The 21,431-nt window shown below is 50.6% G+C and carries 21 protein-coding genes; 6 read left to right on the forward strand and 15 right to left on the reverse strand.

Annotation, left to right across the window (positions count from 1 at the left end; all coding sequences use genetic code 11):
* Nucleotides 1-173 precede the first annotated feature (173 nt).
* From dxs to xseB, 3 genes are read right to left on the reverse strand one after another with little or no spacing between them, the layout of a single operon-like run.
* Nucleotides 174-2,036, reverse strand: coding sequence for a 1-deoxy-D-xylulose-5-phosphate synthase (dxs, locus tag ACJHXA_RS05840; RefSeq protein WP_000006806.1), 1,863 nt, complete (start codon nucleotides 2,034-2,036; stop codon nucleotides 174-176).
* A gap of 24 nt (nucleotides 2,037-2,060) precedes the next feature.
* Nucleotides 2,061-2,960 carry a (2E,6E)-farnesyl diphosphate synthase gene (gene ispA, locus ACJHXA_RS05845; RefSeq protein WP_000347235.1) on the reverse strand — a complete coding sequence of 300 codons (900 nt, stop codon included), beginning with the start codon at nucleotides 2,958-2,960 and terminating at the stop codon, nucleotides 2,061-2,063.
* A complete protein-coding gene (xseB, locus tag ACJHXA_RS05850; RefSeq protein WP_001124935.1) occupies nucleotides 2,960-3,202 on the reverse strand; it encodes an exodeoxyribonuclease VII small subunit in 243 nt (80 codons plus the stop codon). The genes ispA and xseB overlap by 1 nt, the downstream gene beginning before the upstream one ends.
* Before the next feature lie 205 nt (nucleotides 3,203-3,407).
* On the opposite strand from xseB, the gene thiI reads away from it, so the two are divergent.
* Nucleotides 3,408-4,856 carry a tRNA uracil 4-sulfurtransferase ThiI gene (gene thiI, locus ACJHXA_RS05855; protein ID WP_000668685.1) on the forward strand — a complete coding sequence of 483 codons (1,449 nt, stop codon included), beginning with the start codon at nucleotides 3,408-3,410 and terminating at the stop codon, nucleotides 4,854-4,856.
* A gap of 53 nt (nucleotides 4,857-4,909) precedes the next feature.
* Here the strand turns inward: thiI and yajL are convergent, their stop codons facing one another.
* Nucleotides 4,910-5,500, reverse strand: a complete 591-nt coding sequence (gene yajL / locus ACJHXA_RS05860) for a protein deglycase YajL (protein ID WP_001276309.1) — start codon at nucleotides 5,498-5,500, stop codon at nucleotides 4,910-4,912.
* A complete protein-coding gene (gene panE / locus ACJHXA_RS05865) occupies nucleotides 5,463-6,374 on the reverse strand; it encodes a 2-dehydropantoate 2-reductase (protein WP_000705847.1) in 912 nt (303 codons plus the stop codon). The genes yajL and panE overlap by 38 nt, the downstream gene beginning before the upstream one ends.
* A gap of 167 nt (nucleotides 6,375-6,541) precedes the next feature.
* Between panE and yajQ the strand changes: the two genes are divergently transcribed.
* Nucleotides 6,542-7,033, forward strand: a complete 492-nt coding sequence (yajQ, locus tag ACJHXA_RS05870; RefSeq protein WP_001138904.1) for a nucleotide binding protein YajQ — start codon at nucleotides 6,542-6,544, stop codon at nucleotides 7,031-7,033.
* A 127-nt stretch (nucleotides 7,034-7,160) separates the two neighbouring features.
* On the opposite strand, the gene ACJHXA_RS05875 is transcribed toward yajQ, so the two are convergent.
* Nucleotides 7,161-8,525, reverse strand: coding sequence for an MFS transporter (locus tag ACJHXA_RS05875; protein WP_001000978.1), 1,365 nt, complete (start codon nucleotides 8,523-8,525; stop codon nucleotides 7,161-7,163).
* 407 nt (nucleotides 8,526-8,932) lie between these two features.
* On the opposite strand from ACJHXA_RS05875, the gene ACJHXA_RS05880 reads away from it, so the two are divergent.
* Entirely contained in the window at nucleotides 8,933-9,868 is a 936-nt protein-coding gene (locus tag ACJHXA_RS05880) for a tetratricopeptide repeat protein (protein WP_001297127.1), read from the forward strand.
* Nucleotides 9,869-9,923: 55 nt separating this feature from the next.
* On the opposite strand, the gene ACJHXA_RS05885 is transcribed toward ACJHXA_RS05880, so the two are convergent.
* The 9 genes from ACJHXA_RS05885 to ACJHXA_RS05925 form a co-directional block, all read right to left on the reverse strand.
* Nucleotides 9,924-10,466, reverse strand: coding sequence for a GNAT family N-acetyltransferase (locus ACJHXA_RS05885; RefSeq protein WP_000227784.1), 543 nt, complete (start codon nucleotides 10,464-10,466; stop codon nucleotides 9,924-9,926).
* Nucleotides 10,450-10,761, reverse strand: coding sequence for a DUF1778 domain-containing protein (locus ACJHXA_RS05890; RefSeq protein WP_001297137.1), 312 nt, complete (start codon nucleotides 10,759-10,761; stop codon nucleotides 10,450-10,452). Before ACJHXA_RS05890 ends, ACJHXA_RS05885 begins: the two co-directional genes overlap by 17 nt.
* 184 nt (nucleotides 10,762-10,945) lie before the next feature.
* A complete protein-coding gene (gene cyoE / locus ACJHXA_RS05895) occupies nucleotides 10,946-11,836 on the reverse strand; it encodes a heme o synthase (protein WP_000971336.1) in 891 nt (296 codons plus the stop codon).
* 11 nt (nucleotides 11,837-11,847) lie between these two features.
* A complete protein-coding gene (locus ACJHXA_RS05900; RefSeq protein WP_000019869.1) occupies nucleotides 11,848-12,177 on the reverse strand; it encodes a cytochrome o ubiquinol oxidase subunit IV in 330 nt (109 codons plus the stop codon).
* Nucleotides 12,177-12,791 (reverse strand): cytochrome o ubiquinol oxidase subunit III, encoded by a 615-nt coding sequence (locus tag ACJHXA_RS05905; protein WP_000179819.1) that lies wholly within the window; start codon nucleotides 12,789-12,791, stop codon nucleotides 12,177-12,179. The genes ACJHXA_RS05900 and ACJHXA_RS05905 overlap by 1 nt, the downstream gene beginning before the upstream one ends.
* Nucleotides 12,781-14,772 carry a cytochrome o ubiquinol oxidase subunit I gene (gene cyoB / locus ACJHXA_RS05910; protein ID WP_000467180.1) on the reverse strand — a complete coding sequence of 664 codons (1,992 nt, stop codon included), beginning with the start codon at nucleotides 14,770-14,772 and terminating at the stop codon, nucleotides 12,781-12,783. The genes ACJHXA_RS05905 and cyoB overlap by 11 nt, the downstream gene beginning before the upstream one ends.
* 21 nt (nucleotides 14,773-14,793) lie before the next feature.
* Nucleotides 14,794-15,741 (reverse strand): cytochrome o ubiquinol oxidase subunit II, encoded by a 948-nt coding sequence (cyoA, locus tag ACJHXA_RS05915; RefSeq protein WP_001239441.1) that lies wholly within the window; start codon nucleotides 15,739-15,741, stop codon nucleotides 14,794-14,796.
* Between the two features lie 459 nt (nucleotides 15,742-16,200).
* Nucleotides 16,201-17,676 carry a muropeptide MFS transporter AmpG gene (ampG, locus tag ACJHXA_RS05920; RefSeq protein ID WP_000098440.1) on the reverse strand — a complete coding sequence of 492 codons (1,476 nt, stop codon included), beginning with the start codon at nucleotides 17,674-17,676 and terminating at the stop codon, nucleotides 16,201-16,203.
* A 43-nt stretch (nucleotides 17,677-17,719) separates the two neighbouring features.
* Nucleotides 17,720-18,298 (reverse strand): lipoprotein, encoded by a 579-nt coding sequence (locus ACJHXA_RS05925; RefSeq protein ID WP_001295326.1) that lies wholly within the window; start codon nucleotides 18,296-18,298, stop codon nucleotides 17,720-17,722.
* A gap of 304 nt (nucleotides 18,299-18,602) precedes the next feature.
* Here ACJHXA_RS05925 and bolA point away from each other — a divergent pair, with 304 nt between their 5' ends.
* From bolA to clpP, 3 genes are all read left to right on the forward strand, one after another.
* On the forward strand, nucleotides 18,603-18,920 hold the full coding sequence (gene bolA, locus ACJHXA_RS05930; RefSeq protein WP_000973448.1) for a transcriptional regulator BolA: 318 nt from the start codon (nucleotides 18,603-18,605) through the stop codon (nucleotides 18,918-18,920).
* A gap of 343 nt (nucleotides 18,921-19,263) precedes the next feature.
* Nucleotides 19,264-20,562 (forward strand): trigger factor, encoded by a 1,299-nt coding sequence (gene tig, locus ACJHXA_RS05935; RefSeq protein ID WP_001198386.1) that lies wholly within the window; start codon nucleotides 19,264-19,266, stop codon nucleotides 20,560-20,562.
* Nucleotides 20,563-20,807: 245 nt separating this feature from the next.
* Nucleotides 20,808-21,431 carry an ATP-dependent Clp endopeptidase proteolytic subunit ClpP gene (gene clpP / locus ACJHXA_RS05940; RefSeq protein ID WP_000122253.1) on the forward strand — a complete coding sequence of 208 codons (624 nt, stop codon included), beginning with the start codon at nucleotides 20,808-20,810 and terminating at the stop codon, nucleotides 21,429-21,431.

Genomic DNA, 21,431 nt, shown 5'->3' on the forward strand with positions numbered 1-21,431 from the left:
ACTCCCGCTATACTCGTCATACTTCAAGTTGCATGTGCTGCGGCTGCATTCGTTCACCCCAGTCACTTACTTATGTAAGCTCCTGGGGCTTCACTCGTTTGCCGCCTTCCTGCAACTCGAATTATTTAGAGTCTATGAATAATTTCTTAAGCATAGCAGGAGTGGAGTAGGGATTATGCCAGCCAGGCCTTGATTTTGGCTTCCATACCGGCGGCATCGAGGCCGAGTTCGGCGCGCATTTCTTCCTGAGTTCCTTGTGGAATAAAGAAGTCAGGCAGGCCAATGTTCAGCACGGGTACTGGTTTACGATGGGCCATTAGCACTTCGTTCACGCCGCTGCCTGCGCCGCCCATAATGGCGTTTTCTTCTACGGTGACCAGCGCTTCATGGCTGGCGGCCATTTCCAGAATTAACGCTTCATCAAGCGGTTTCACAAAACGCATATCGACCAGCGTAGCGTTCAGCGATTCAGCGACTTTCGCCGCGTCTGGCATCAGCGTACCAAAGTTAAGGATCGCCAGTTTCTCGCCACGACGCTTCACAATGCCTTTGCCAATTGGCAGTTTTTCCAGCGGCGTCAGTTCCACGCCAACCGCGTTACCGCGCGGGTAGCGCACCGCGGACGGGCCGTCGTTATAGTGATAGCCGGTATAGAGCATCTGGCGACATTCGTTTTCATCGCTCGGGGTCATAATGACCATTTCCGGTATACAGCGCAGGTAAGAGAGGTCAAAAGCGCCCTGATGGGTTTGACCGTCAGCACCAACAATGCCCGCGCGGTCGATGGCGAACAGGACCGGGAGCTTTTGAATCGCCACGTCATGCAGCACCTGATCATAGGCGCGTTGCAGGAAAGTGGAGTAAATCGCGACAATGGGTTTGTACCCACCAATCGCCAGACCGGCGGCAAAGGTCACCGCGTGTTGCTCGGCGATTGCCACGTCGAAGTAACGATCCGGGAATTTACGTGAAAACTCGACCATGCCGGAACCTTCACGCATCGCCGGAGTAATCGCCATCAGCTTGTTGTCTTTCGCTGCCGTTTCGCACAACCAGTCGCCAAAGATTTTTGAATAGCTCGGCAAACCGCCGCTACTTTTCGGCAAACAACCGCTGGAGGGATCAAATTTAGGCACGGCGTGGAAAGTGATGGGGTCTTTTTCTGCCGGTTCATAACCACGACCTTTTTTGGTCATGATATGCAGGAACTGCGGGCCTTTCAGGTCGCGCATGTTCTTCAGCGTGGTGATAAGCCCCAGCACATCGTGACCGTCAACCGGGCCGATGTAGTTAAAGCCCAGCTCTTCAAACAACGTGCCAGGCACTACCATGCCTTTAATATGTTCTTCGGTACGTTTGAGCAGCTCTTTAATTGGCGGAACGCCAGAGAAAACTTTTTTCCCGCCTTCGCGCAGCGAAGAGTAAAGCTTACCGGAAAGCAGCTGTGCCAGATGGTTATTGAGCGCGCCGACATTTTCGGAAATCGACATTTCATTGTCGTTGAGGACCACCAGCATATCAGGACGGATATCGCCCGCGTGATTCATCGCTTCAAACGCCATGCCAGCGGTAATCGCGCCATCGCCAATGACACAGACGGTGCGGCGATTTTTGCCTTCTTTCTCGGCAGCAACCGCAATACCAATTCCGGCACTGATGGAGGTTGATGAATGCCCGACGCTTAATACGTCATATTCGCTTTCGCCGCGCCACGGGAACGGGTGCAGGCCGCCTTTCTGACGGATGGTGCCGATTTTGTCGCGGCGTCCGGTCAAAATTTTATGCGGATAAGCCTGATGCCCCACATCCCAAATCAATTGGTCAAACGGGGTGTTGTAGACATAGTGCAGCGCCACGGTCAGTTCGACCGTGCCCAGCCCGGAGGCGAAGTGCCCGCTGGAACGGCTCACGCTGTCGAGTAAATAGCGGCGCAGTTCGTCGCAGAGTTTCGGTAAACTCTCTTTCGGCAACAGTCGTAACTCCTGGGTGGAGTCGACCAGTGCCAGGGTCGGGTATTTGGCAATATCAAAACTCATCAGGGGCCTATTAATACTTATTGTTTATTTATTACGCTGGATGATGTAGTCCGCTAGCGCTTCCAGTGCCGAGGTATCGAGTGATTGTTCAGCCAGTTGTTTCAGCGACTGGCGGGCATCGTCGATCAGATCCCGGGCTTTCTTCCGGGCTTGCTCAAGACCCAGAAGTGCAGGGTAGGTACTTTTACCAAGTTGCTGGTCGGCACCCTGGCGTTTTCCCAACGTTGCAGTATCTCCTACCACATCCAGGATGTCATCCTGAACCTGGAAGGCAAGGCCGATGCTCTCTGCGTACTTGTCGAGTACTGGCAGAGCACGACGCCCTTTATCTCCGGCGCTTAATGCACCAAGGCGAACGGCGGCGCGAATCAATGCGCCGGTTTTATGACGATGAATACGCTCAAGCGCGTCCAGAGGTACGTGTTTGCCTTCCGCGTCTAAATCTAATGCCTGACCACCGCACATTCCGGCAATACCGCTGGCGCTCGCCAGTTCAGAAATCATCGAAATTCTGTCGCGATCCGACACTTCCGGCATATTGGCATCGCTTAGAATCGAGAACGCCAGCGTTTGTAAAGCGTCGCCAGCGAGAATCGCGTTTGCTTCGCCAAACTTCACATGGCAGGTCGGCAAACCGCGACGCAGATCGTCATCATCCATCGCCGGTAAATCATCATGAATTAATGAGTAAGCGTGGATACACTCTACGGCGGCAGCGGGTGCGTCCAGCGTGTTTGTGCTAACGCCAAACATATGACCGGTGGCATAAACCAGGAAGGGTCGCAGACGCTTACCACCTAATAATGCGCCATACTGCATGGTTTCGACCACGGGAGTGTTCTGAAAGGGCAGTGGGGCGATAAAACGGCTCAGCGCCTGGTTGGCCTGCTTAACGCAGGCTTCGAGTTGCTGCGGAAAGTCCATTACTCATTGTCCGGTGTAAAAGGGGTTAGAGAGGCGTCTTCATTGTCAGACAGCAGAATTTGTACGCGCTGTTCGGCTTGTTGTAATTTGGCCTGCCCCTGACGTGCCAGCTGCACGCCGCGTTCGAACTCGTTCAGCGCCTCTTCCAGCGGCAGGTCGCCACTTTCCAGACGGGTTACAATCTGTTCCAGCTCGCTCAGCGCCTTTTCAAAGCTGGCGGGAGCCTCATTTTTCTTCGGCATAATGAATGTCTGACTCTCAATATTTTTCGCCCCGTCATGGTAACGGACTCAGGGCAAATAGCAAATAACGCGCAATGGTAAGGTGATGTGCGCAGCAAAGCGATGTTAGTGGTATACTTCCGCGCCTGGATGCAGCCGCAGGTGTGGGCTGCTGTATTTTTCCCTATACAAGTCGCTTAAGGCTTGCCAACGAACCATTGCCGCCATGAAGTTTATCATTAAATTGTTCCCGGAAATCACCATCAAAAGCCAATCTGTGCGCTTGCGCTTTATAAAAATCCTTACCGGGAACATTCGTAACGTTTTAAAGCACTATGATGAGACGCTCGCTGTCGTCCGCCACTGGGATAACATCGAAGTTCGCGCAAAAGATGAAAACCAGCGTCTGGCTATTCGCGACGCCCTGACCCGTATTCCGGGTATCCACCATATTCTCGAAGTCGAAGACGTGCCGTTTACCGACATGCACGATATTTTTGAGAAAGCGTTGGTTCAGTATCGCGATCAGCTGGAAGGCAAAACCTTCTGCGTACGCGTGAAGCGCCGTGGCAAACATGATTTTAGCTCGATTGATGTGGAACGTTACGTCGGCGGCGGTTTAAATCAGCATATTGAGTCCGCGCGCGTGAAGCTGACCAATCCGGAAGTGACTGTCCATCTGGAAGTGGAAGACGATCGTCTCCTGCTGATTAAAGGCCGCTACGAAGGTATTGGCGGTTTCCCGATCGGCACCCAGGAAGATGTGCTGTCGCTCATTTCCGGTGGTTTCGACTCCGGTGTTTCCAGTTATATGTTGATGCGTCGCGGCTGCCGCGTGCATTACTGTTTCTTTAACCTTGGCGGCGCGGCGCATGAAATTGGCGTGCGTCAGGTGGCGCATTATCTGTGGAACCGTTTTGGCAGCTCCCACCGCGTGCGTTTTGTCGCTATTAATTTCGAACCGGTCGTCGGGGAAATTCTCGAGAAAATCGACGACGGTCAGATGGGCGTTATCCTCAAACGTATGATGGTGCGTGCCGCGTCTAAAGTGGCTGAACGTTACGGCGTACAGGCGCTGGTCACCGGCGAAGCGCTCGGCCAGGTGTCCAGTCAGACGCTGACCAACCTGCGCCTGATTGATAACGTCTCCGATACGCTGATCCTGCGTCCGCTGATTTCTTACGACAAAGAGCACATCATCAACCTGGCTCGCCAGATTGGCACCGAAGACTTTGCTCGCACGATGCCGGAATATTGCGGTGTTATCTCCAAAAGCCCGACGGTGAAAGCGGTTAAGTCGAAGATTGAAGCGGAAGAAGAGAAATTCGACTTCAGCATTCTCGATAAAGTGGTTGAAGAAGCGAATAACGTTGATATCCGCGAAATCGCCCAGCAGACCGAGCAGGAAGTGGTGGAAGTGGAAACCGTCAATGGCTTCGGCCCGAACGACGTGATCCTCGATATCCGTTCTATCGATGAACAGGAAGATAAGCCACTGAAAGTCGAAGGGATTGATGTAGTTTCTCTGCCGTTCTATAAACTGAGCACCAAGTTTGGCGATCTCGACCAGAACAGAACCTGGCTACTGTGGTGTGAGCGCGGGGTGATGAGCCGTCTGCAGGCGCTCTATCTGCGCGAGCAGGGCTTTAACAATGTGAAGGTATATCGCCCGTAATTTGTGGTTGTAACGTCGCATCTGGTCAGATGCGACGCTTACCGCATCCGACACTACTCGTAATAATTATAAATCCCTGCCGCCATCACCAGTTGTGATGCCACTTCATGGGCTTTCTCGCGCCCAACCAGCAGGTCGATAATTTTCAGACCAAAGTCGATAGCTGTCCCCGGCCCCTGGCTGGTCAGCAATTTTACCCGTGCATCCCAGACGACGCGCTTGTCCTGCCATTGTTCAGCGGGAATTTTGTCTTTCAGCGTCGGGAAGCCGGTCATATTACCAATCGGGAAGATATCGTGCGGCACCAGCACGGTGGCTGGCGCGGCGCAAATAGCCGCGACGATACGCCCGGAACGGTGGAACTGTTTAACGGTTTCAACCAGCAGGGTACTATCGCGAAAACACTCTGCGCCTTTAATGCCACCAGGCAGTACGATCACGTCATATTCGCCATCAGCCACCTCGACCAGCGGCGCATCCGCCAGCAGCTTCACGCCGCGCGAGCAGGTAATGGCCAGGTTGCCATCGCTGGCGACGCTGGCAGTGGTGACTTTGATACCGCCGCGAACCAGCAGATCGATAGTGGTGACGGCTTCAGTCTCTTCACTACCAGGGGCGAGGCAAACCAGTGCCGATGCGCTCATATTCACTCTCCTTTCTTTTTACCATTTCAAACAGGCGGGTGTTTTCCGGTACGGCAATCCCATGCGCGCGGGCGCGGCGTAAGAGAAAACCATTGATATAGTCGATTTCGGTGTGGCGCAGCGCGCGGATATCCTGCAACATCGACGAGATATTTTCCGCTGTGGCATCAATCACCTGCATCACGTAATCACGCAAATCTTCTGCTGAAGTATGATGCCCTTCGCGCTCGATCACTGCCGCGACTTCTTCGCATATCTGCATAATTTCTTGCGGATGATGACGTAATTCACCATTCGGGCAATTCCAGATGGCGGTCAGTGGATTAATCACACAGTTGACGGCCAGCTTGCGCCACAGCTCGGCGCGAATATTGTTATGCCAGGCAACGTCAGGCAACACGGTTTGCAAAATATCCGCCAGATAACTGTAATCGCCATCCTGTTGCCGTGCCGGACCGATATGCGTGATTCCGTTTGCCACATGAATAATGACATTGCCGTCGCGGCGGGCGGCATGGGTGGTGGTGCCCATCAGTAATGGCTGCTGAATGTTTTGCAATTCTTCGATGGTGCCCATGCCGTTGTGAATTAACAGTATTGGCGTAGCTACAGGCAGTGTGGATGCGAGGCTTTTGACGGCATCGGAAACCTGCCATGCTTTCAGCGTCACCAGGAGCAGATCGCTGGTGGCGAGAAAATCGGGATCGTTGGCGGTCAGCGATTCGTTAAATATCGCACCATCTGTCTCAACCAGATTCACACTACAATAAGGTTGCGGTACGCGCAGCCAGCCCTGAACTTCATGACCCTGTTTACAAAGTGCTGTAAGCCATAATTGCCCTAAGGCACCGCATCCCAATACGGTAATTTTCATTGTTCCTCCTCACCCGCAACCACTCCGGGTGTTCAATAAGGCTATCCCTTAATTGTGCATGCTGTTGCGACTATGCACAATTAAGGGATACGTCCTGGTGCAGGACTGTTGGTTATTTAACTTTGCAGGTATTATGCTTCGCATCAAAAATGAAGGGAGAGGAAAAGATGCCATCTTTCGATATTGTCTCTGAAGTTGATCTTCAGGAAGCACGTAACGCGGTCGATAACGCGAGTCGCGAAGTGGAGTCCCGTTTTGACTTCCGTAACGTTGAAGCCTCATTTGAGCTGAACGACGCCAGCAAAACCATCAAAGTGTTGAGCGAGTCCGACTTCCAGGTCAATCAGTTGCTGGATATTCTGCGTGCCAAGCTGCTGAAGCGCGGCATTGAAGGCAGTTCACTGGATGTACCGGAAAATATCGTTCATAGCGGTAAAACCTGGTTTGTGGAAGCGAAACTGAAACAGGGCATTGAGAGCGCGACCCAGAAGAAAATCGTCAAGATGATTAAAGACAGCAAACTGAAAGTGCAGGCGCAAATTCAGGGCGATGAGATCCGTGTGACTGGCAAATCTCGTGATGATTTGCAGGCTGTCATGGCGATGGTACGTGGTGGCGATCTCGGCCAGCCGTTCCAGTTCAAAAACTTCCGCGATTAATCGCGACAATGTGCGTTTTGTTCATGTCAGATGCGGCATGAACGCCTGATTCGGCCTACAACGGTTTGTAACTCAAGAACTTTGTAGGCCTGGTAAGCGTAGCGCAGCAGGCAATTCGCCGCGTTTTTTATGCCTGACGAATTGCCTGTTCAACCTCAAAGCGATTTGTCACTTTGCTGTCGATTTTCACATAAGCTGAATGCTCTTCTTCTGCAATCAACACTTCTTTGACGCCTTCAGTTTCCAGCAAACGCACTTTTAACGCTTCGTTTGCGGCAATGTCCGCCGGGATTTCAATGCGCAAACTGCTGACATACGGCGGTTCTTTCATGGTACTGGCGACTGCCAGCCACACTGCGGCCAGCATTGCGCCAGCGAGAAATACCCCCTGACCGTCAAACATGCCGTCAATCCAGCCGCCCAGCGAACCGCCAATCGCCACGCCAAGAAACTGGCTGGTGGAGTAGACACCCATCGCCGTACCTTTGTAACCTGCTGGCGACTCTTTACTGATAAGTGAGGGCAGAAGGGCTTCCATCAAATTAAACGCCACAAAGAAAAGCTGCACGCCGACCACCAGTTGCCAGAACTGCGTTTGTGCGTTCCACAACACAATTTCCGCAACCACGATCAACCCGACGCAGAAGACAAAGACTTGCTTCATTTTGCGCTTAACTTCAGCGTAGATAATGAAAGGCACGACCGAGCCAAAGGCGATTAACATCGTCGCCAGATAGACCTTCCAGTGTTCAGCCGCCGGGAACCCCGCATCAGCTAGCTGTCCGGGCAGGGCAACAAACGTAGACATCAGAAGCATGTGCAGACACATAATGCCAAAGTTGAGTTTTAGCAGCCGCGGTTCCGCCAGCACTTTACTGAAACTGCCTTTCACCATTCCGGACTCACGATTAAGTACGTGAGTGCTACTGTTGGGCACAACCCAAATGGTCAACGCAATGCCGGTTGTTGCCAGAATAGCGATCATCCAGAACAGCGCGTGCAGCCCAAGTTTGTGAGTGATGATCGGGCCAAGCACCATCGCAATGGCAAAGGTAATGCCAAAGCTCACGCCGATAAACGCCATCGCTTTGGTGCGGTTTTGTTCGCGCGTGAGATCGGAAAGCAGCGCCATAACGGCGGCGGCAATTGCTCCAGAGCCTTGTAGCGCCCGGCCCAGAATAATTCCCCAGATGGAGTCGGAAAGCGCAGCGATAACGCTACCGGCGGCAAACACCGCCAGCCCACCGACAATTAATGGTTTGCGACCAATGCGGTCGGAAAGCAGGCCAAACGGAATCTGAAAAACGGCCTGAGTCAGACCATAAATACCAATGGCAATACCGATTAATGCTTCGCTGGCACCTTGCAGAGCCATGCCGTACGTGGTCAGAACCGGCAGAACCATAAACATGCCCAGCATGCGCAACGAGAATACGGTCCCTAAACCCCAGGTCGCGCGCCTCTCACCTGGCGTCATTTTATAATCGTTCATTACCACCCCTTAAAAAAATGCCCACATAGTGTAGTGCGGAGCGCATGTTGGGTAAACAGAGTGTTAATGAGAAAATATTACAGAGGAGAGTAATTTGTGTGTCAGGTATGTTTTTTTGCATTCATAAAATGAATGCTCTATATGTTGAAAAAATGAATTTTAAAACTAAATAGTTTTACATCAAAAAAGTAATAATATCATTTCTTGATTGCCATGTGCATTTTTTATCTTACGAATATGCTAGTTTTATCTCACTAAATAAACGATTTGGTGACATGGATGATAATGTTTCAGGCTAAATGTGTGCTTATTACTTGGACCTTTATGGCACTGTATTTATTCATTAAATGGATATTTGGTGGTTAATTATTATGGAAATATATGACAGTGAGGACATAAAGGTATACATGTTAACTAAAAGAATATTATTTTCTGTAATGCTGATAGTTTCACCAAGCGTGGTGGCCAGCGAGAAAGCGCATGAATTGTATGACAGCATATACGGTGGTAAACCTGCTCCCGATGTTATAAATACACTGCATAAAATGGCTGAATCGGGAGATATCGACGCGCAGAGCCTGTTAGGCTGGGAATATTATCAGCCTCGTTATGATACCAAACCTGATGTTCAGGAAGCGATTAAATGGTTCGAGTTAGCGGCTAAACAAGGTGACAGAGAAGCTCCGTTAGCGCTGGGGGGTATCTACTACGACGGTGAGCAGGTGCGGGTGGATTATGCCAAAGCGTATGCACTATTTAATCAGGCCGCGCAGCACGGTGTGAATTTAGCATGGTCCAGGTTGGGCATTATGTACGCCAATGGTCAGTATGTTGAGGTAGATTGTAAGAAAGCGAAGGAATATCTTGATAAAGGTGTCCACATTTATGGTGGCCCAGAAGACTTTCTGGCTACTTGTCGAAAAGACATGATTGACAGAAAAACGGTTGACGATACGTTACCCGTGATTACGGTTACCCGTTCTGGGATGCGAGATAATTTTTTAGATAAAGGTTTTTCCTGCATGGATAGCCTCTTCGCCACCACCAATAAATTAGGCGAAGTGGCCAATCTTCGCGTGACATTCAGCATTCGTCGCCCATCCGGTAAGGAGATTAACCAAACGGTTGGCTTCGCGCCTTTCGGTTTAAACCGGCTGAATATTAGCTTTACTGATTACCTATTTGGTTCATTTACCAGTAATTCGTCTCTTATTCTTTATAAACCGGAATTTGAGCGAAAATCTTGTGCAACTGTAAGGACCACAATCGTTGCCGCAACGGCAACCATTAACGGCAAGGATGTGGAGTTGCTGAAAGCGGGGGCAATTGAACAAAAGTGGTAACGCTGCTCAGCCCCCGGCTGAGGCAAAACTTGCCCTGGCGGGTGGCGATAATAATCTAAGCCGCGAGAATATGCTGAATCGCCAAAAACATAGGTACAGCACCAAAAGCATTTGGTGTCGCTGAAAGCTGAACAAAGCCGAGACGAGCATAAAAATTAATGGCGGCAGGGTCAGCATCAAGATAAACCCCTTTAATTGGTAATGCCTGGTGAATTATTTTTACATGTTCAAAAAAATCACATAGTAGGTCCTGACCAAAGCCCCGCTTTTGATACTTCCGTGCTACCCCCAACATGACTAATCTGACAACACCAATTTCTGAAGGTTGTGAACCCTGAAGGACGCCAGAAACGCGTTGTTTTTCCAGCGAATATGCCGTAAAAGTACAGATGCCGATCAGTTCACCACTTTGTCTGTCAATAAGTGCTTTAGCCGCACAGTCGCTATTACGCACACTTTTCTTTAGCGATGCGCGTACAAATTTATCGATAACAGGGTTACCGCAATCAAACTGTTTTTGCCCAGGATAAGTAATATCAGACTGATAATTACAGGAGAGGACTATGGGCAGAGTAATCTCTTCATGCTTGTCGACCATCGCTGTTTTTCCTTTTCATTAACGCCTTGAGGGCGAGCGTCGGTTGAGCAGGTTCAGCGATGAGTTGGTTCATCAGTTCCCAGCTTTGATTCGAAAGCTCACGGCGACGTTGGTTATCAAGCACACTTTCGGCGCGTTCCATAGCAGCGCTCAAAATAAAAGCGCTTAAATCTACCCCAACGGCTTGCGCAGCTTCACGAAGTTTGTTTTTGGCGTCGGGACTGGTTTTGAGTTCGACCCGCGCATTTTTCAGCGTTTTATCGACATCGGGTAGAGTGGCTGTTTTTCCAGGCATTATGACCTCTTTGATTAACTGAATGAAATCGTAGGGAGTCGATCTCATACATAATACGGCTATCAACCGTATGATTAATTTATGTTCATCTGCTCACTCTGTCAAGACATACGGTTATTAGCCGTATCTCTGATCTCAGACAATAAAAAAGGTGCCGTAGCACCTTTTTAATAGAGAGGTTTTGTTACCACACAGCAGCCAGCAGCGTATGCGAGTCCGGTACCATAAAATCAACGGACATCATCACCGAGAGGGCAGTGATGGCGATGATAGAGAAGCCGAACAGCTTGCGCGCCCAGATTCTGTCATCAGCAACTTTATAACCGCGCAGAGCCATACCTAACCACCAGACGCTAACCGCCGCGGCGACCACCAGATATTTATATCCAGCGTAACCGCCAAGAGAGAGCATCAGCGTGGCAACGGCAAAGGCGATGATATACAGCGTGATGTGATTCTTCGCCACCGAAATGCCTTTTACCACTGGCAATACCGGAATGTTTGCCGCCTGGTAATCCTTAAAGCGGAAAATGGCGATGGCATAGGAGTGAGGCATCTGCCACAGGCTGAAGATAGCCAGCAGGATCGCTGCGCCGCTATCGAACTCGCCGGTTACTGCACAGTAGCCAATCACCGGCGGCGCAGCGCCGGAGAGCGAACCAATCAATGTGCCGTAGACTGAGTGGCGTTTCATGTACAGGCTATAGACGCCGACATAAACCACAAAGCCCATCACCCCCAGCCAGCAGGCCAGCGGATTCGCGCCAAACCACAGCAGCATAAAGCCAGCAATACCCAGCAAGGTGGCGTACACCAGCGAGACAGCAGGAGAGATCAGGCCTTTAACCAGCACCCGATTCTTCGTCCTTTCCATCTTTCTGTCGATATCCCTGTCGATGTAGTTGTTAAACACACAACCCGACGCCACAACCAGTGACACCCCAACCAGCGTGTAGATAAACAGGGGATAATCAATGCTGCCCTTTGAGGCCAGCAGGAATCCCCCAATCACCGAGATCAGGTTGCCAAAGATGATGCCTGGTTTCGTTACTTGCAGGTATTGCTTAAACATCATAACCGCCGCTCTTAGTGCATCATCATGTTGTAGTTGAGGTTCCACATAATCCAGATGGAGCCTACAACCAGGATAGCGATGATTAGCACGGTGAAGACAAACGCCGTCATGTTCCAGCCTTCATCTGATTTGGTATTCATGTGCAGGAAGCACACCAGATGCACCAGAACCTGTACCACTGCCATTGCCAGGATTGTTCCCAGAATTACGGCCGGAGAGGCAGCCCCTGTCATCACCATCCAGAACGGAATCACCGTCAGAATGATCGACAGGATAAAGCCTGTCATGTAGGTTTTTACGCTGCCATGGGACGCGCCGCTGTGATCGGTAGAATGACTCATTACATCGCCCCCATCAGATAAACAACAGTGAACACACAGATCCAAACCACATCCAGGAAGTGCCAGAACAGGCTCAGGCACATGATGCGGGTACGGTTAGTGCTGGTCAGGCCGCGACGAGCGATTTGTACCATCAGCACCGCCATCCAGATAAGACCGGAAGTGACGTGCAGACCGTGCGTGCCGACCAGCGCAAAGAACGCTGACAGGAAGCCGCTGCGATCCGGACCCATGCCGTTAACAATCAGGTGATGGAATTCGTAGATTTCCATCCCGATAAATCCGGCACCAAACAACCAGGTCAACGCCAGCCAGGAGATAACCTGGCTTTTGTTGTTTTTGTACATGGCGATAGCCGCCATGCCGTAGGTGATGGAGCTGAACAACAGCAAGAAAGTTTCAACCAGAACGAACGGCAGTTCGAAAATGTCCTTACCTGTCGGACCGCCTGCGGTGCCGTTCACCAGAACGGCATAGGTAGCAAACAAGATTGAGAACAGAATGCAGTCGCTCATCAGGTAGATCCAAAATCCGAAGATTTTGGTTCCGCCTGCATCGTGGTGCCCGTGTTCGTGCGCGTGGGCAGTCGCGTGCGTCAAAGTATCAGTTGCCATTTTTCAGCCCTGCCTTAGTAATCTCATCGAAATGCTGGTTTTCCAGTTTTTCGATTTCTGCCACCGGCACGTAGTAATCCACGTCCTCGTCGAAGCTTTTCACGATCCAGGTGATGATCATGCCTGCGAAGCCAACAATCGCCAGCCACCAGATATGCCAGATCATGGCGAAACCGAAGATGGTGGAGAAAGCTGCAATGACGATACCTGCACCGCTGTTTTTCGGCATATGAATTTCTTCATAGTGGTCAGGCTTTTTATACGCTTCGCCTTTCTCTTTCATTTCCCAGAATGCATCACGCTCGTGAACGTGCGGCACAACGGCAAAGTTATAGAACGGAGGCGGGGAAGAGGTTGCCCACTCCAGCGTACGGCCACCCCACGGGTCGCCAGTCAGGTCACGGTTCTGGTCGCGGTCGCGAATAGAAACGTACATCTGAATAACGAGGCAGAGAATACCCAGCGCAATCAGTACTGCACCGCTAGCTGCAATCATCAGCATGGTGTGGAACTGCGGGTCAATCTGCTGGCTCAAACGACGGGTCATGCCCATGAAGCCCAGCGCATACAGCGGCATAAAGGCAACGAAGAAGCCGATGATCCAGAACCAGAACGCGCGTTTACCCCAGGTTTCATTCAGTTTGAAACCGAAGGCTTTAGGCCACCAGTAGGTCATCCCTGCGAAGCAGCCGAAGACCACGCCGCCGATGATCACGTTATGGAAGTGCGCAATCAGGAACAGGCTGTTATGCAGAACGAAGTCCGCGCCCGGTACTGCCAGCAGCACGCCAGTCATCCCGCCCACCGAGAAAGTGACGATAAAACCGATGGTCCACAGCATCGCAGAATGGAACACGATGCGGCCCTGATACATGGTGAACAGCCAGTTGAAGATCTTCACCCCGGTCGGGATGGCGATAATCATTGTGGTGATACCAAAGAAGGCGTTTACGTTCGCGCCCGCACCCATCGTAAAGAAGTGGTGCAGCCAAACGATGAACGACAGCACGGTGATACAGACGGTTGCCCATACCAGCGAGGTATAACCAAACAGACGTTTACGCGAGAAGGTTGCCGCAATTTCGGAGAACACACCGAAAACAGGCAGGATCAGGATGTAAACTTCCGGGTGGCCCCAGGCCCAAATCAGGTTGATGTACATCATCATGTTGCCACCCATATCGTTGGTAAAGAAATGGGTGCCCAGATAGCGATCCAGGGTCAACAACGCGACGGTAACCGTCAGAATTGGGAAGGAAGCAATAATCAGTACGTTCGCGCACAGTGATGCCCAGGTAAATACTGGCATCTTGAACATGGTCATGCCCGGTGCGCGCATCTTCAGAATGGTAACGAAGAAGTTGATACCGGTAAGCGTCGTACCTATACCGGATAGCTGGAGACTCCATATCCAGTAATCAACACCGACTCCCGGACTGTACTCTATTCCCGATAGCGGTGGATAGGCCAGCCAGCCGGTCTGCGCAAATTCGCCCACGCCGAGAGAAACGTTAACCAGAATCACACCAACAACAGTAAACCAGAAGCTTAAGTTGTTGAGGAACGGGAACGCAACGTCACGCGCGCCGATCTGCAGCGGAACCACCAGGTTCATCAGACCGATAACGAAAGGCATCGCCACGAAGAAGATCATAATCACGCCGTGCGCGGTGAAGATCTGATCGTAGTGGTGAGGTGGCAGGAAGCCCGCTTCACCCGCCGAGGCAAGAGCCTGCTGGCTACGCATCATAATGGCGTCAGCAAAACCACGCAGCAACATCACAATCGCCACGATGATATACATGATACCGAGGCGTTTATGGTCGACGGAGGTCAGCCACTCTTTCCACAGGTAGGTCCACTTACCGAAGTAAGTGATCAGGCCAACGAGCGCCAGACCTCCCAAAATAATGCCAGCGATCGTAACCATGACGATAGGTTCATGGAACGGGACTGCATCAAGTGATAATTTTCCGAACATCTTTATTCTTCCTCAACCCCTTTAATGGGCGGATTCCGCGTGGCTCATGTCCATGCCTTCCATACCTTCGTGTGCACTGTGCTCACCTTCTGGCTGGGTCATGTCCATGCTCTTACCGTGAGCCATAAACTTGTTAATCACATCGGCAAACAAGTCTGGTTTCACGTTGGAGAAATATTCCACCTGGTTGTATTCGCTAGGCGCGGCCAGTTTTTCGAACGCAGCCATGTCAGACATGGTGTTCGGCGACTGTTTCGCTTTTGCGACCCATTGGTCGAATTCGGCGCGATCCGGTGTTGCAATAGCTTTGAACTTCATGCCTGAGAAGCCCGGCCCGCTGTAGCTGGCGGAGATACCGTCATAAGTACCGGGTTCGTTGGCGATCAGATGCAGGCGAGTCTGCATACCGGCCATGGCATAAATCTGGCTACCCAGACGCGGAATGAAGAAGGAGTTCATCACGGAGTTGGAGGTCACTTTGAAGTACACCGGAGTGTTCGCCGGGAAAGCGATTTCATTCACGGTAGCAATGCCCTGTTCCGGGTAGATGAAGAACCATTTCCAGTCCATGGAAACCACTTCGATGGTAATGGGCTTCTCGTCGTGTGCCAGCGGCTTGCTAGGCTCAAGAGCGTGAGTGGTTTTCCAGGTCAGTACCGCAAGGAAGATGATGATTAAGATAGGCACCGTCCAGACCACAGCTTCCACTTTATTGGAGTGTGACCAGTTCGGGCTGTACTTAGCATCTTTATTGCTCGCACGGTACTTCCAGGCGAAACCAACAGCCATCAAGATTGCGGGAATAACGACAATCAACATCAGGCCAAATGCCGTCAGTATCAGTGAACGTTGCTCCAGACCAATCTGTCCTTTGGGATCTAACAGCGCAGAATTACAGCCACTGAGCAATACAGTGCCTGCAAATAATGACAACCATCCCAAACTTTTATTGTATTTCCTGAGTCTCATTTAACGACCTCAATTCCACGGGATCTGGTGGCGTTTAAAGTGTGTGGGCATTTTACGGGAAGGTTACATTACTGTAAACATGATTAAATTCCTGTTACTTGGATTTGGCTGTCAGGTCACATATGTTGCAAAACATATCAAGTTGATTTTAAGAAGCTGTTGCAAAAGGGCGTTATAACGAAAGGGGAGTGCAGAAGGAGTTTGGACGGGCAATTGGTATAACCAATACAAAATAAAACAATTATTTAACAAATAATTATCATTAAGGTGACAACTGGGTAGTGAGAAAATAAAAACTAATTAGCTGAATCGTGTAAGAAAAATAGAATTCATAAATAGCGTCAATAATTTCCAAACGCTAAGCCGCACAAAAGAACAAATATTATTAAGCGATACTGATGTTTATTTAGCCGTAATAATTACGGCGAGTGATTACTACAGCTAAATAATATTTACAGATTACGTCAGATGCGTTTTTCGTAGAGCCAGATAATCCAGCAAACCACCAAGCACGACGCCAGAAAGGGCGACTAAAACCCCGACTTCCAGCAGAGCAGGCAGGAAAGAGAAGTGCGTCAAATCCAGCGTGTCCATCGTCAACAGCAGTAACCACACGGCCAACAGGCTGACGCCCGCCGCCAGTGTCCACATGGCAAAGGCATAACCTGCCGGATATTCGGTACGGGAGATAAAGTTGTCATTTACTCGTGTATATTCAAGCGTCTGGCGGCAAACCAGCAGCAAAATAAGCCCCGGTACGGCAGCGGCGACGGAGAATAGATAGAATGTCGACCAGCCGTGTGCTTCAACAAACCAACCCGCCACGGGGCCGACATAAACTCGTCCTACAGCGGAAAGCGCTGAGAGCAGGGCAAATTGAGTAGCGGAAAATGACTTATTACACAGCGTCATTAACAGCGCGACAAAGGCTGATGTGCCCATCCCGCCACAGAGGTTTTCGAAAAAGACGGCTGCGCCCATGCTGTAGAGATGCTTATCAGTAATCGACAGCAGCCAGTAACCAGCGTTAGACGCACCTTGTAAAATGCCGAAAATCAGCAGCGCCCGGAACAGCGACAGGCGCTGCATCAAAATCCCACCGTACAATGCGCCAACAATGGTCGCCAGTAAGCCAAGCGTTTTGTTAACCACGCCTACTTCACCCGCATCAAACCCGACGCCGCGAATCAAAAACGTGGTTGTCAGGCTCATGGCGAATGCGTCGCCCAGCTTATACAGCACGATAAGAAGCAAAATAAGCCAGGCATTATTGCGACCAAAGAAATCTCGCAGAGGTGCAACAACCGCTTGTTCCAGCGTTTTTGGCACAGGAATGGTGTCGGTCGGTTCTGGTGCAAGCAACGTCGCGATAATACAGGGGATCAACAGCGCCGCCATCAACCAGTACATGCCCTGCCAGCCCAGCCATTTATCTGCCAGCCACAGGGCTAAGCCGCCGGAAACCAGCATCCCTAAACGGTAACCCAGAACGCTGATTGCCGCGCCCGCACCACGTTCTTCTGCCGGGAGCACATCGGTTTTCCACGCATCGAAGACAATATCCTGGGAGGCCGAGCAAAAAGCGATCACCACCGCCAGTGCCGCCATCCAGCGGAGTTGGGTGCCAGGTTCGAGAAAACCCATCGCCGCAATGGCGACTAATAACAGGATTTGCGTGGCGAGCAGCCAACCGCGCCGCCGCCCAAAAAATGGGGGCGTGTAGCGGTCCATCAGCGGTGACCAGAGGAATTTAAAAACGTAAGCCTGGCCTACCAGAGAGAAGAAACCAATGGTTTTGAGATCAATATTCTCGACCGTCATCCAGGCCTGTAAGGTGCCGGATGTCAGGGCGAGCGGTAGCCCGGAAGCAAAACCCAGGATCAGCAATATGGCTGAACGCGGCTGTTGAAAAATACGTAAATATTGACTGGACATGGGCGTCTACAGGCCCGGTTTGCACCGGGCCAGAGGGCAGAAATTAACGCGCGTTCTGCTTGATAAATTCGTGAATGCTGGTGTCCTGAGACATATCAGCGATGGTATCGGTCAGCACACTGTTAACCGCATCGGCGATATTTTTGTTGGAGGCCTGGAACGCACCTTCAACGTTGTAGCTGGCACGATAGTTTTTGGTCATTTTGTTGCCATTCTGCGCGGTAGCGATGATGGCGATATCCGCTTTGGTAGCGATGTTATAGCGCACGTTGCCCTGGGACACGTCAGCATACAGTTGGCTAACGATGATTTGCAGATTAACCGGGCCATTCGGACCAACCATGTAACCACGCGCGGTCATCTGTTTTTCCAGCACTTCTTGCAGCAGGAAACGCAGATCTCGGGAGGCGGTCAGGGTAACGATTTGATTATCGCGGGTGACTTTTGCCAGCGCCTGATCGGTACGCTGATCGGCACCATTAATGCTTACGGTGACGCCCATCAGGCTTGGATCCTGCTGTGGCAGTGTAATCGTCGGGGAAACTTCAATAGTTGTTGGCGGTTTTGCGCATCCTGCAAGCATAAACAGAGCAACTAACGGGAAGAGGATTTTTTTGAACATGTTTGGGCTCTCAGAGACTCTTAAGCGTGTTTGGTAAAAATTCCCGCCATCATAACATTGCCAACGGCGAGGGGAAGTGGGTAAGGCATGTAAATTCATCATGTTGACGAAATAATCACCCCTGGTAAAAGAAACGCTGATGCGAGGCCTGTGTTTCAATCTTTAAATCAGTAAACTTCATACGCTTGACGGAAAAACCAGGACGAAACCTAAATATTTGTTGTTAAGCTGCAATGGAAACGGTAAAAGCGGCTAGTATTTAAAGGGATGGATGACATCTCAGCGTTGTCGGAGGAGATATTTCATGATGATACGTGAGCGGATAGAAGAAAAATTAAGGGCGGCGTTCCAACCCGTATTCCTCGAAGTAGTGGATGAAAGCTATCGTCACAATGTCCCAGCCGGCTCTGAAAGCCATTTTAAAGTTGTGCTGGTCAGCGATCGTTTTACGGGTGAACGTTTTCTGAATCGTCATCGAATGATTTACAGTACTTTAGCGGAGGAACTCTCTACTACCGTTCATGCGCTGGCTCTGCATACTTACACTATTAAGGAGTGGGAAGGGTTGCAGGACACCGTCTTTGCCTCTCCTCCCTGTCGTGGAGCAGGAAGCATCGCGTAAAAACGCATTTGCAACTGTCGGCGCTTTTCCAGTATGTTGCTAAAGATTTTATGAAAAACGGCCTGCGGGCCGTTTTGTTTTGTCTGGATTTTGCGCTTTTTGCCCAGCATTCAGACGAAAATTGCCCGGGAATTGTGAAAAAATACGCGACAGCGCGCAATAACCGTTCTCGACTCATAAAAGTGATGCCGCTATAATGCCGCGTCCTATTTGAATGCTTTCGGGATGATTCTGGTAACAGGGAATGTGATTGATTATAAGAACATCCCGGTTCCGCGAAGCCAACAACCTGTGCTTGCGGGGTAAGAGTTGACCGAGCACTGTGATTTTTTGAGGTAACAAGATGCAAGTTTCAGTTGAAACCACTCAAGGCCTTGGCCGCCGTGTAACGATTACTATCGCTGCTGACAGCATCGAGACCGCTGTTAAAAGCGAGCTGGTCAACGTTGCGAAAAAAGTACGTATTGACGGCTTCCGCAAAGGCAAAGTGCCAATGAATATCGTTGCTCAGCGTTATGGCGCGTCTGTACGCCAGGACGTTCTGGGTGACCTGATGAGCCGTAACTTCATTGACGCCATCATTAAAGAAAAAATCAATCCGGCTGGCGCACCGACTTATGTTCCGGGCGAATACAAGCTGGGTGAAGACTTCACCTACTCTGTAGAGTTTGAAGTTTATCCGGAAGTTGAACTGCAGGGTCTGGAAGCGATCGAAGTTGAAAAACCGATCGTTGAAGTGACCGATGCTGACGTTGACGGCATGCTGGATACTCTGCGTAAACAGCAGGCAACCTGGAAAGAAAAAGACGGCGCTGTTGAAGCAGAAGACCGCGTAACCATCGACTTCACCGGTTCTGTAGACGGCGAAGAGTTCGAAGGCGGTAAAGCGTCTGATTTCGTACTGGCGATGGGCCAGGGTCGTATGATCCCGGGCTTTGAAGACGGTATCAAAGGCCACAAAGCTGGCGAAGAGTTCACCATCGACGTGACCTTCCCGGAAGAATACCACGCAGAAAACCTGAAAGGTAAAGCAGCGAAATTCGCTATCAACCTGAAGAAAGTTGAAGAGCGTGAACTGCCGGAACTGACTGCAGAATTCATCAAACGTTTCGGCGTTGAAGATGGTTCCGTAGAAGGTCTGCGCGCTGAAGTGCGTAAAAACATGGAGCGCGAGCTGAAGAGCGCCATCCGTAACCGCGTTAAGTCTCAGGCGATCGAAGGTCTGGTAAAAGCTAACGACATCGACGTACCGGCTGCGCTGATCGACAGCGAAATCGACGTTCTGCGTCGCCAGGCTGCACAGCGTTTCGGTGGCAACGAAAAACAAGCTCTGGAACTGCCGCGCGAACTGTTCGAAGAACAGGCTAAACGTCGCGTAGTTGTTGGCCTGCTGCTGGGCGAAGTTATCCGCACCAACGAGCTGAAAGCTGACGAAGAGCGCGTGAAAGGCCTGATCGAAGAGATGGCTTCTGCGTACGAAGATCCGAAAGAAGTTATCGAGTTCTACAGCAAAAACAAAGAACTGATGGACAACATGCGCAATGTTGCTCTGGAAGAACAGGCTGTTGAAGCTGTACTGGCGAAAGCGAAAGTGACTGAAAAAGAAACCACTTTCAACGAGCTGATGAACCAGCAGGCGTAATTTACGCAGCATAACGCGCTAAATTCGCACAAAGGCCCGTCACCGCCAGGTGGTGGGCTTTTTTTTGTCATGAATTTTGCATGGAACCGTGCGAAAAGCCTCTTTCGGTGTTAGCGTAACAACAAAAGATTGTTATGCTTGAAATATGGTGATGCCGTACCCATAACACAGGGACTAGCTGATAATCCGTCCATAAGGTTACAATCGGTACAGCAGGTTTTTTCAATTTTATCCAGGAGACGGAAATGTCATACAGCGGCGAACGAGATAACTTTGCACCCCATATGGCGCTGGTGCCGATGGTCATTGAACAGACCTCACGTGGTGAGCGCTCTTTTGATATCTATTCTCGTCTACTTAAGGAACGCGTCATTTTTCTGACTGGCCAGGTTGAAGACCACATGGCTAACCTGATTGTGGCGCAGATGCTGTTCCTGGAAGCAGAAAACCCAGAAAAAGATATCTATCTGTACATTAACTCCCCAGGCGGGGTGATCACTGCCGGGATGTCTATCTATGACACCATGCAGTTTATCAAGCCTGATGTCAGCACCATCTGTATGGGCCAGGCGGCCTCGATGGGCGCTTTCTTGCTGACCGCAGGGGCAAAAGGTAAACGTTTTTGCCTGCCGAATTCGCGCGTGATGATTCACCAACCGTTGGGCGGCTACCAGGGCCAGGCGACCGATATCGAAATTCATGCCCGTGAAATTCTGAAAGTTAAAGGGCGCATGAATGAACTTATGGCGCTTCATACGGGTCAATCATTAGAACAGATTGAACGTGATACCGAGCGCGATCGCTTCCTTTCCGCCCCTGAAGCGGTGGAATACGGTCTGGTCGATTCGATTCTGACCCATCGTAATTGA

The sequence above is a fragment of the Escherichia sp. WS33 genome, assembly GCF_046486385.1.
In the GTDB taxonomy this organism is placed as follows: domain Bacteria; phylum Pseudomonadota; class Gammaproteobacteria; order Enterobacterales; family Enterobacteriaceae; genus ECMA0423.

What these genes read in the sequence shown, in the direction of transcription:
- xseB (WP_001124935.1), bottom strand. Translation starts at nt 3,202, where the DNA reads ATGCCGAAGAAAAATGAGGCTCCCGCCAGCTTTGAAAAGGCGCTGAGC.
- ACJHXA_RS05890 (WP_001297137.1), bottom strand. Translation starts at nt 10,761, where the DNA reads ATGCCTGGAAAAACAGCCACTCTACCCGATGTCGATAAAACGCTGAAA.
- yajL (WP_001276309.1), bottom strand. Translation starts at nt 5,500, where the DNA reads ATGAGCGCATCGGCACTGGTTTGCCTCGCCCCTGGTAGTGAAGAGACT.
- yajQ (WP_001138904.1), top strand. Translation starts at nt 6,542, where the DNA reads ATGCCATCTTTCGATATTGTCTCTGAAGTTGATCTTCAGGAAGCACGT.
- ACJHXA_RS05880 (WP_001297127.1), top strand. Translation starts at nt 8,933, where the DNA reads ATGTTAACTAAAAGAATATTATTTTCTGTAATGCTGATAGTTTCACCA.
- cyoB (WP_000467180.1), bottom strand. Translation starts at nt 14,772, where the DNA reads ATGTTCGGAAAATTATCACTTGATGCAGTCCCGTTCCATGAACCTATC.
- ACJHXA_RS05875 (WP_001000978.1), bottom strand. Translation starts at nt 8,525, where the DNA reads ATGAACGATTATAAAATGACGCCAGGTGAGAGGCGCGCGACCTGGGGT.
- panE (WP_000705847.1), bottom strand. Translation starts at nt 6,374, where the DNA reads ATGAAAATTACCGTATTGGGATGCGGTGCCTTAGGGCAATTATGGCTT.
- ampG (WP_000098440.1), bottom strand. Translation starts at nt 17,676, where the DNA reads ATGTCCAGTCAATATTTACGTATTTTTCAACAGCCGCGTTCAGCCATA.
- clpP (WP_000122253.1), top strand. Translation starts at nt 20,808, where the DNA reads ATGTCATACAGCGGCGAACGAGATAACTTTGCACCCCATATGGCGCTG.
- bolA (WP_000973448.1), top strand. Translation starts at nt 18,603, where the DNA reads ATGATGATACGTGAGCGGATAGAAGAAAAATTAAGGGCGGCGTTCCAA.
- ACJHXA_RS05905 (WP_000179819.1), bottom strand. Translation starts at nt 12,791, where the DNA reads ATGGCAACTGATACTTTGACGCACGCGACTGCCCACGCGCACGAACAC.
- ispA (WP_000347235.1), bottom strand. Translation starts at nt 2,960, where the DNA reads ATGGACTTTCCGCAGCAACTCGAAGCCTGCGTTAAGCAGGCCAACCAG.
- tig (WP_001198386.1), top strand. Translation starts at nt 19,264, where the DNA reads ATGCAAGTTTCAGTTGAAACCACTCAAGGCCTTGGCCGCCGTGTAACG.
- ACJHXA_RS05900 (WP_000019869.1), bottom strand. Translation starts at nt 12,177, where the DNA reads ATGAGTCATTCTACCGATCACAGCGGCGCGTCCCATGGCAGCGTAAAA.
- dxs (WP_000006806.1), bottom strand. Translation starts at nt 2,036, where the DNA reads ATGAGTTTTGATATTGCCAAATACCCGACCCTGGCACTGGTCGACTCC.
- thiI (WP_000668685.1), top strand. Translation starts at nt 3,408, where the DNA reads ATGAAGTTTATCATTAAATTGTTCCCGGAAATCACCATCAAAAGCCAA.
- ACJHXA_RS05925 (WP_001295326.1), bottom strand. Translation starts at nt 18,298, where the DNA reads ATGTTCAAAAAAATCCTCTTCCCGTTAGTTGCTCTGTTTATGCTTGCA.
- ACJHXA_RS05885 (WP_000227784.1), bottom strand. Translation starts at nt 10,466, where the DNA reads ATGGTCGACAAGCATGAAGAGATTACTCTGCCCATAGTCCTCTCCTGT.
- cyoE (WP_000971336.1), bottom strand. Translation starts at nt 11,836, where the DNA reads ATGATGTTTAAGCAATACCTGCAAGTAACGAAACCAGGCATCATCTTT.
- cyoA (WP_001239441.1), bottom strand. Translation starts at nt 15,741, where the DNA reads ATGAGACTCAGGAAATACAATAAAAGTTTGGGATGGTTGTCATTATTT.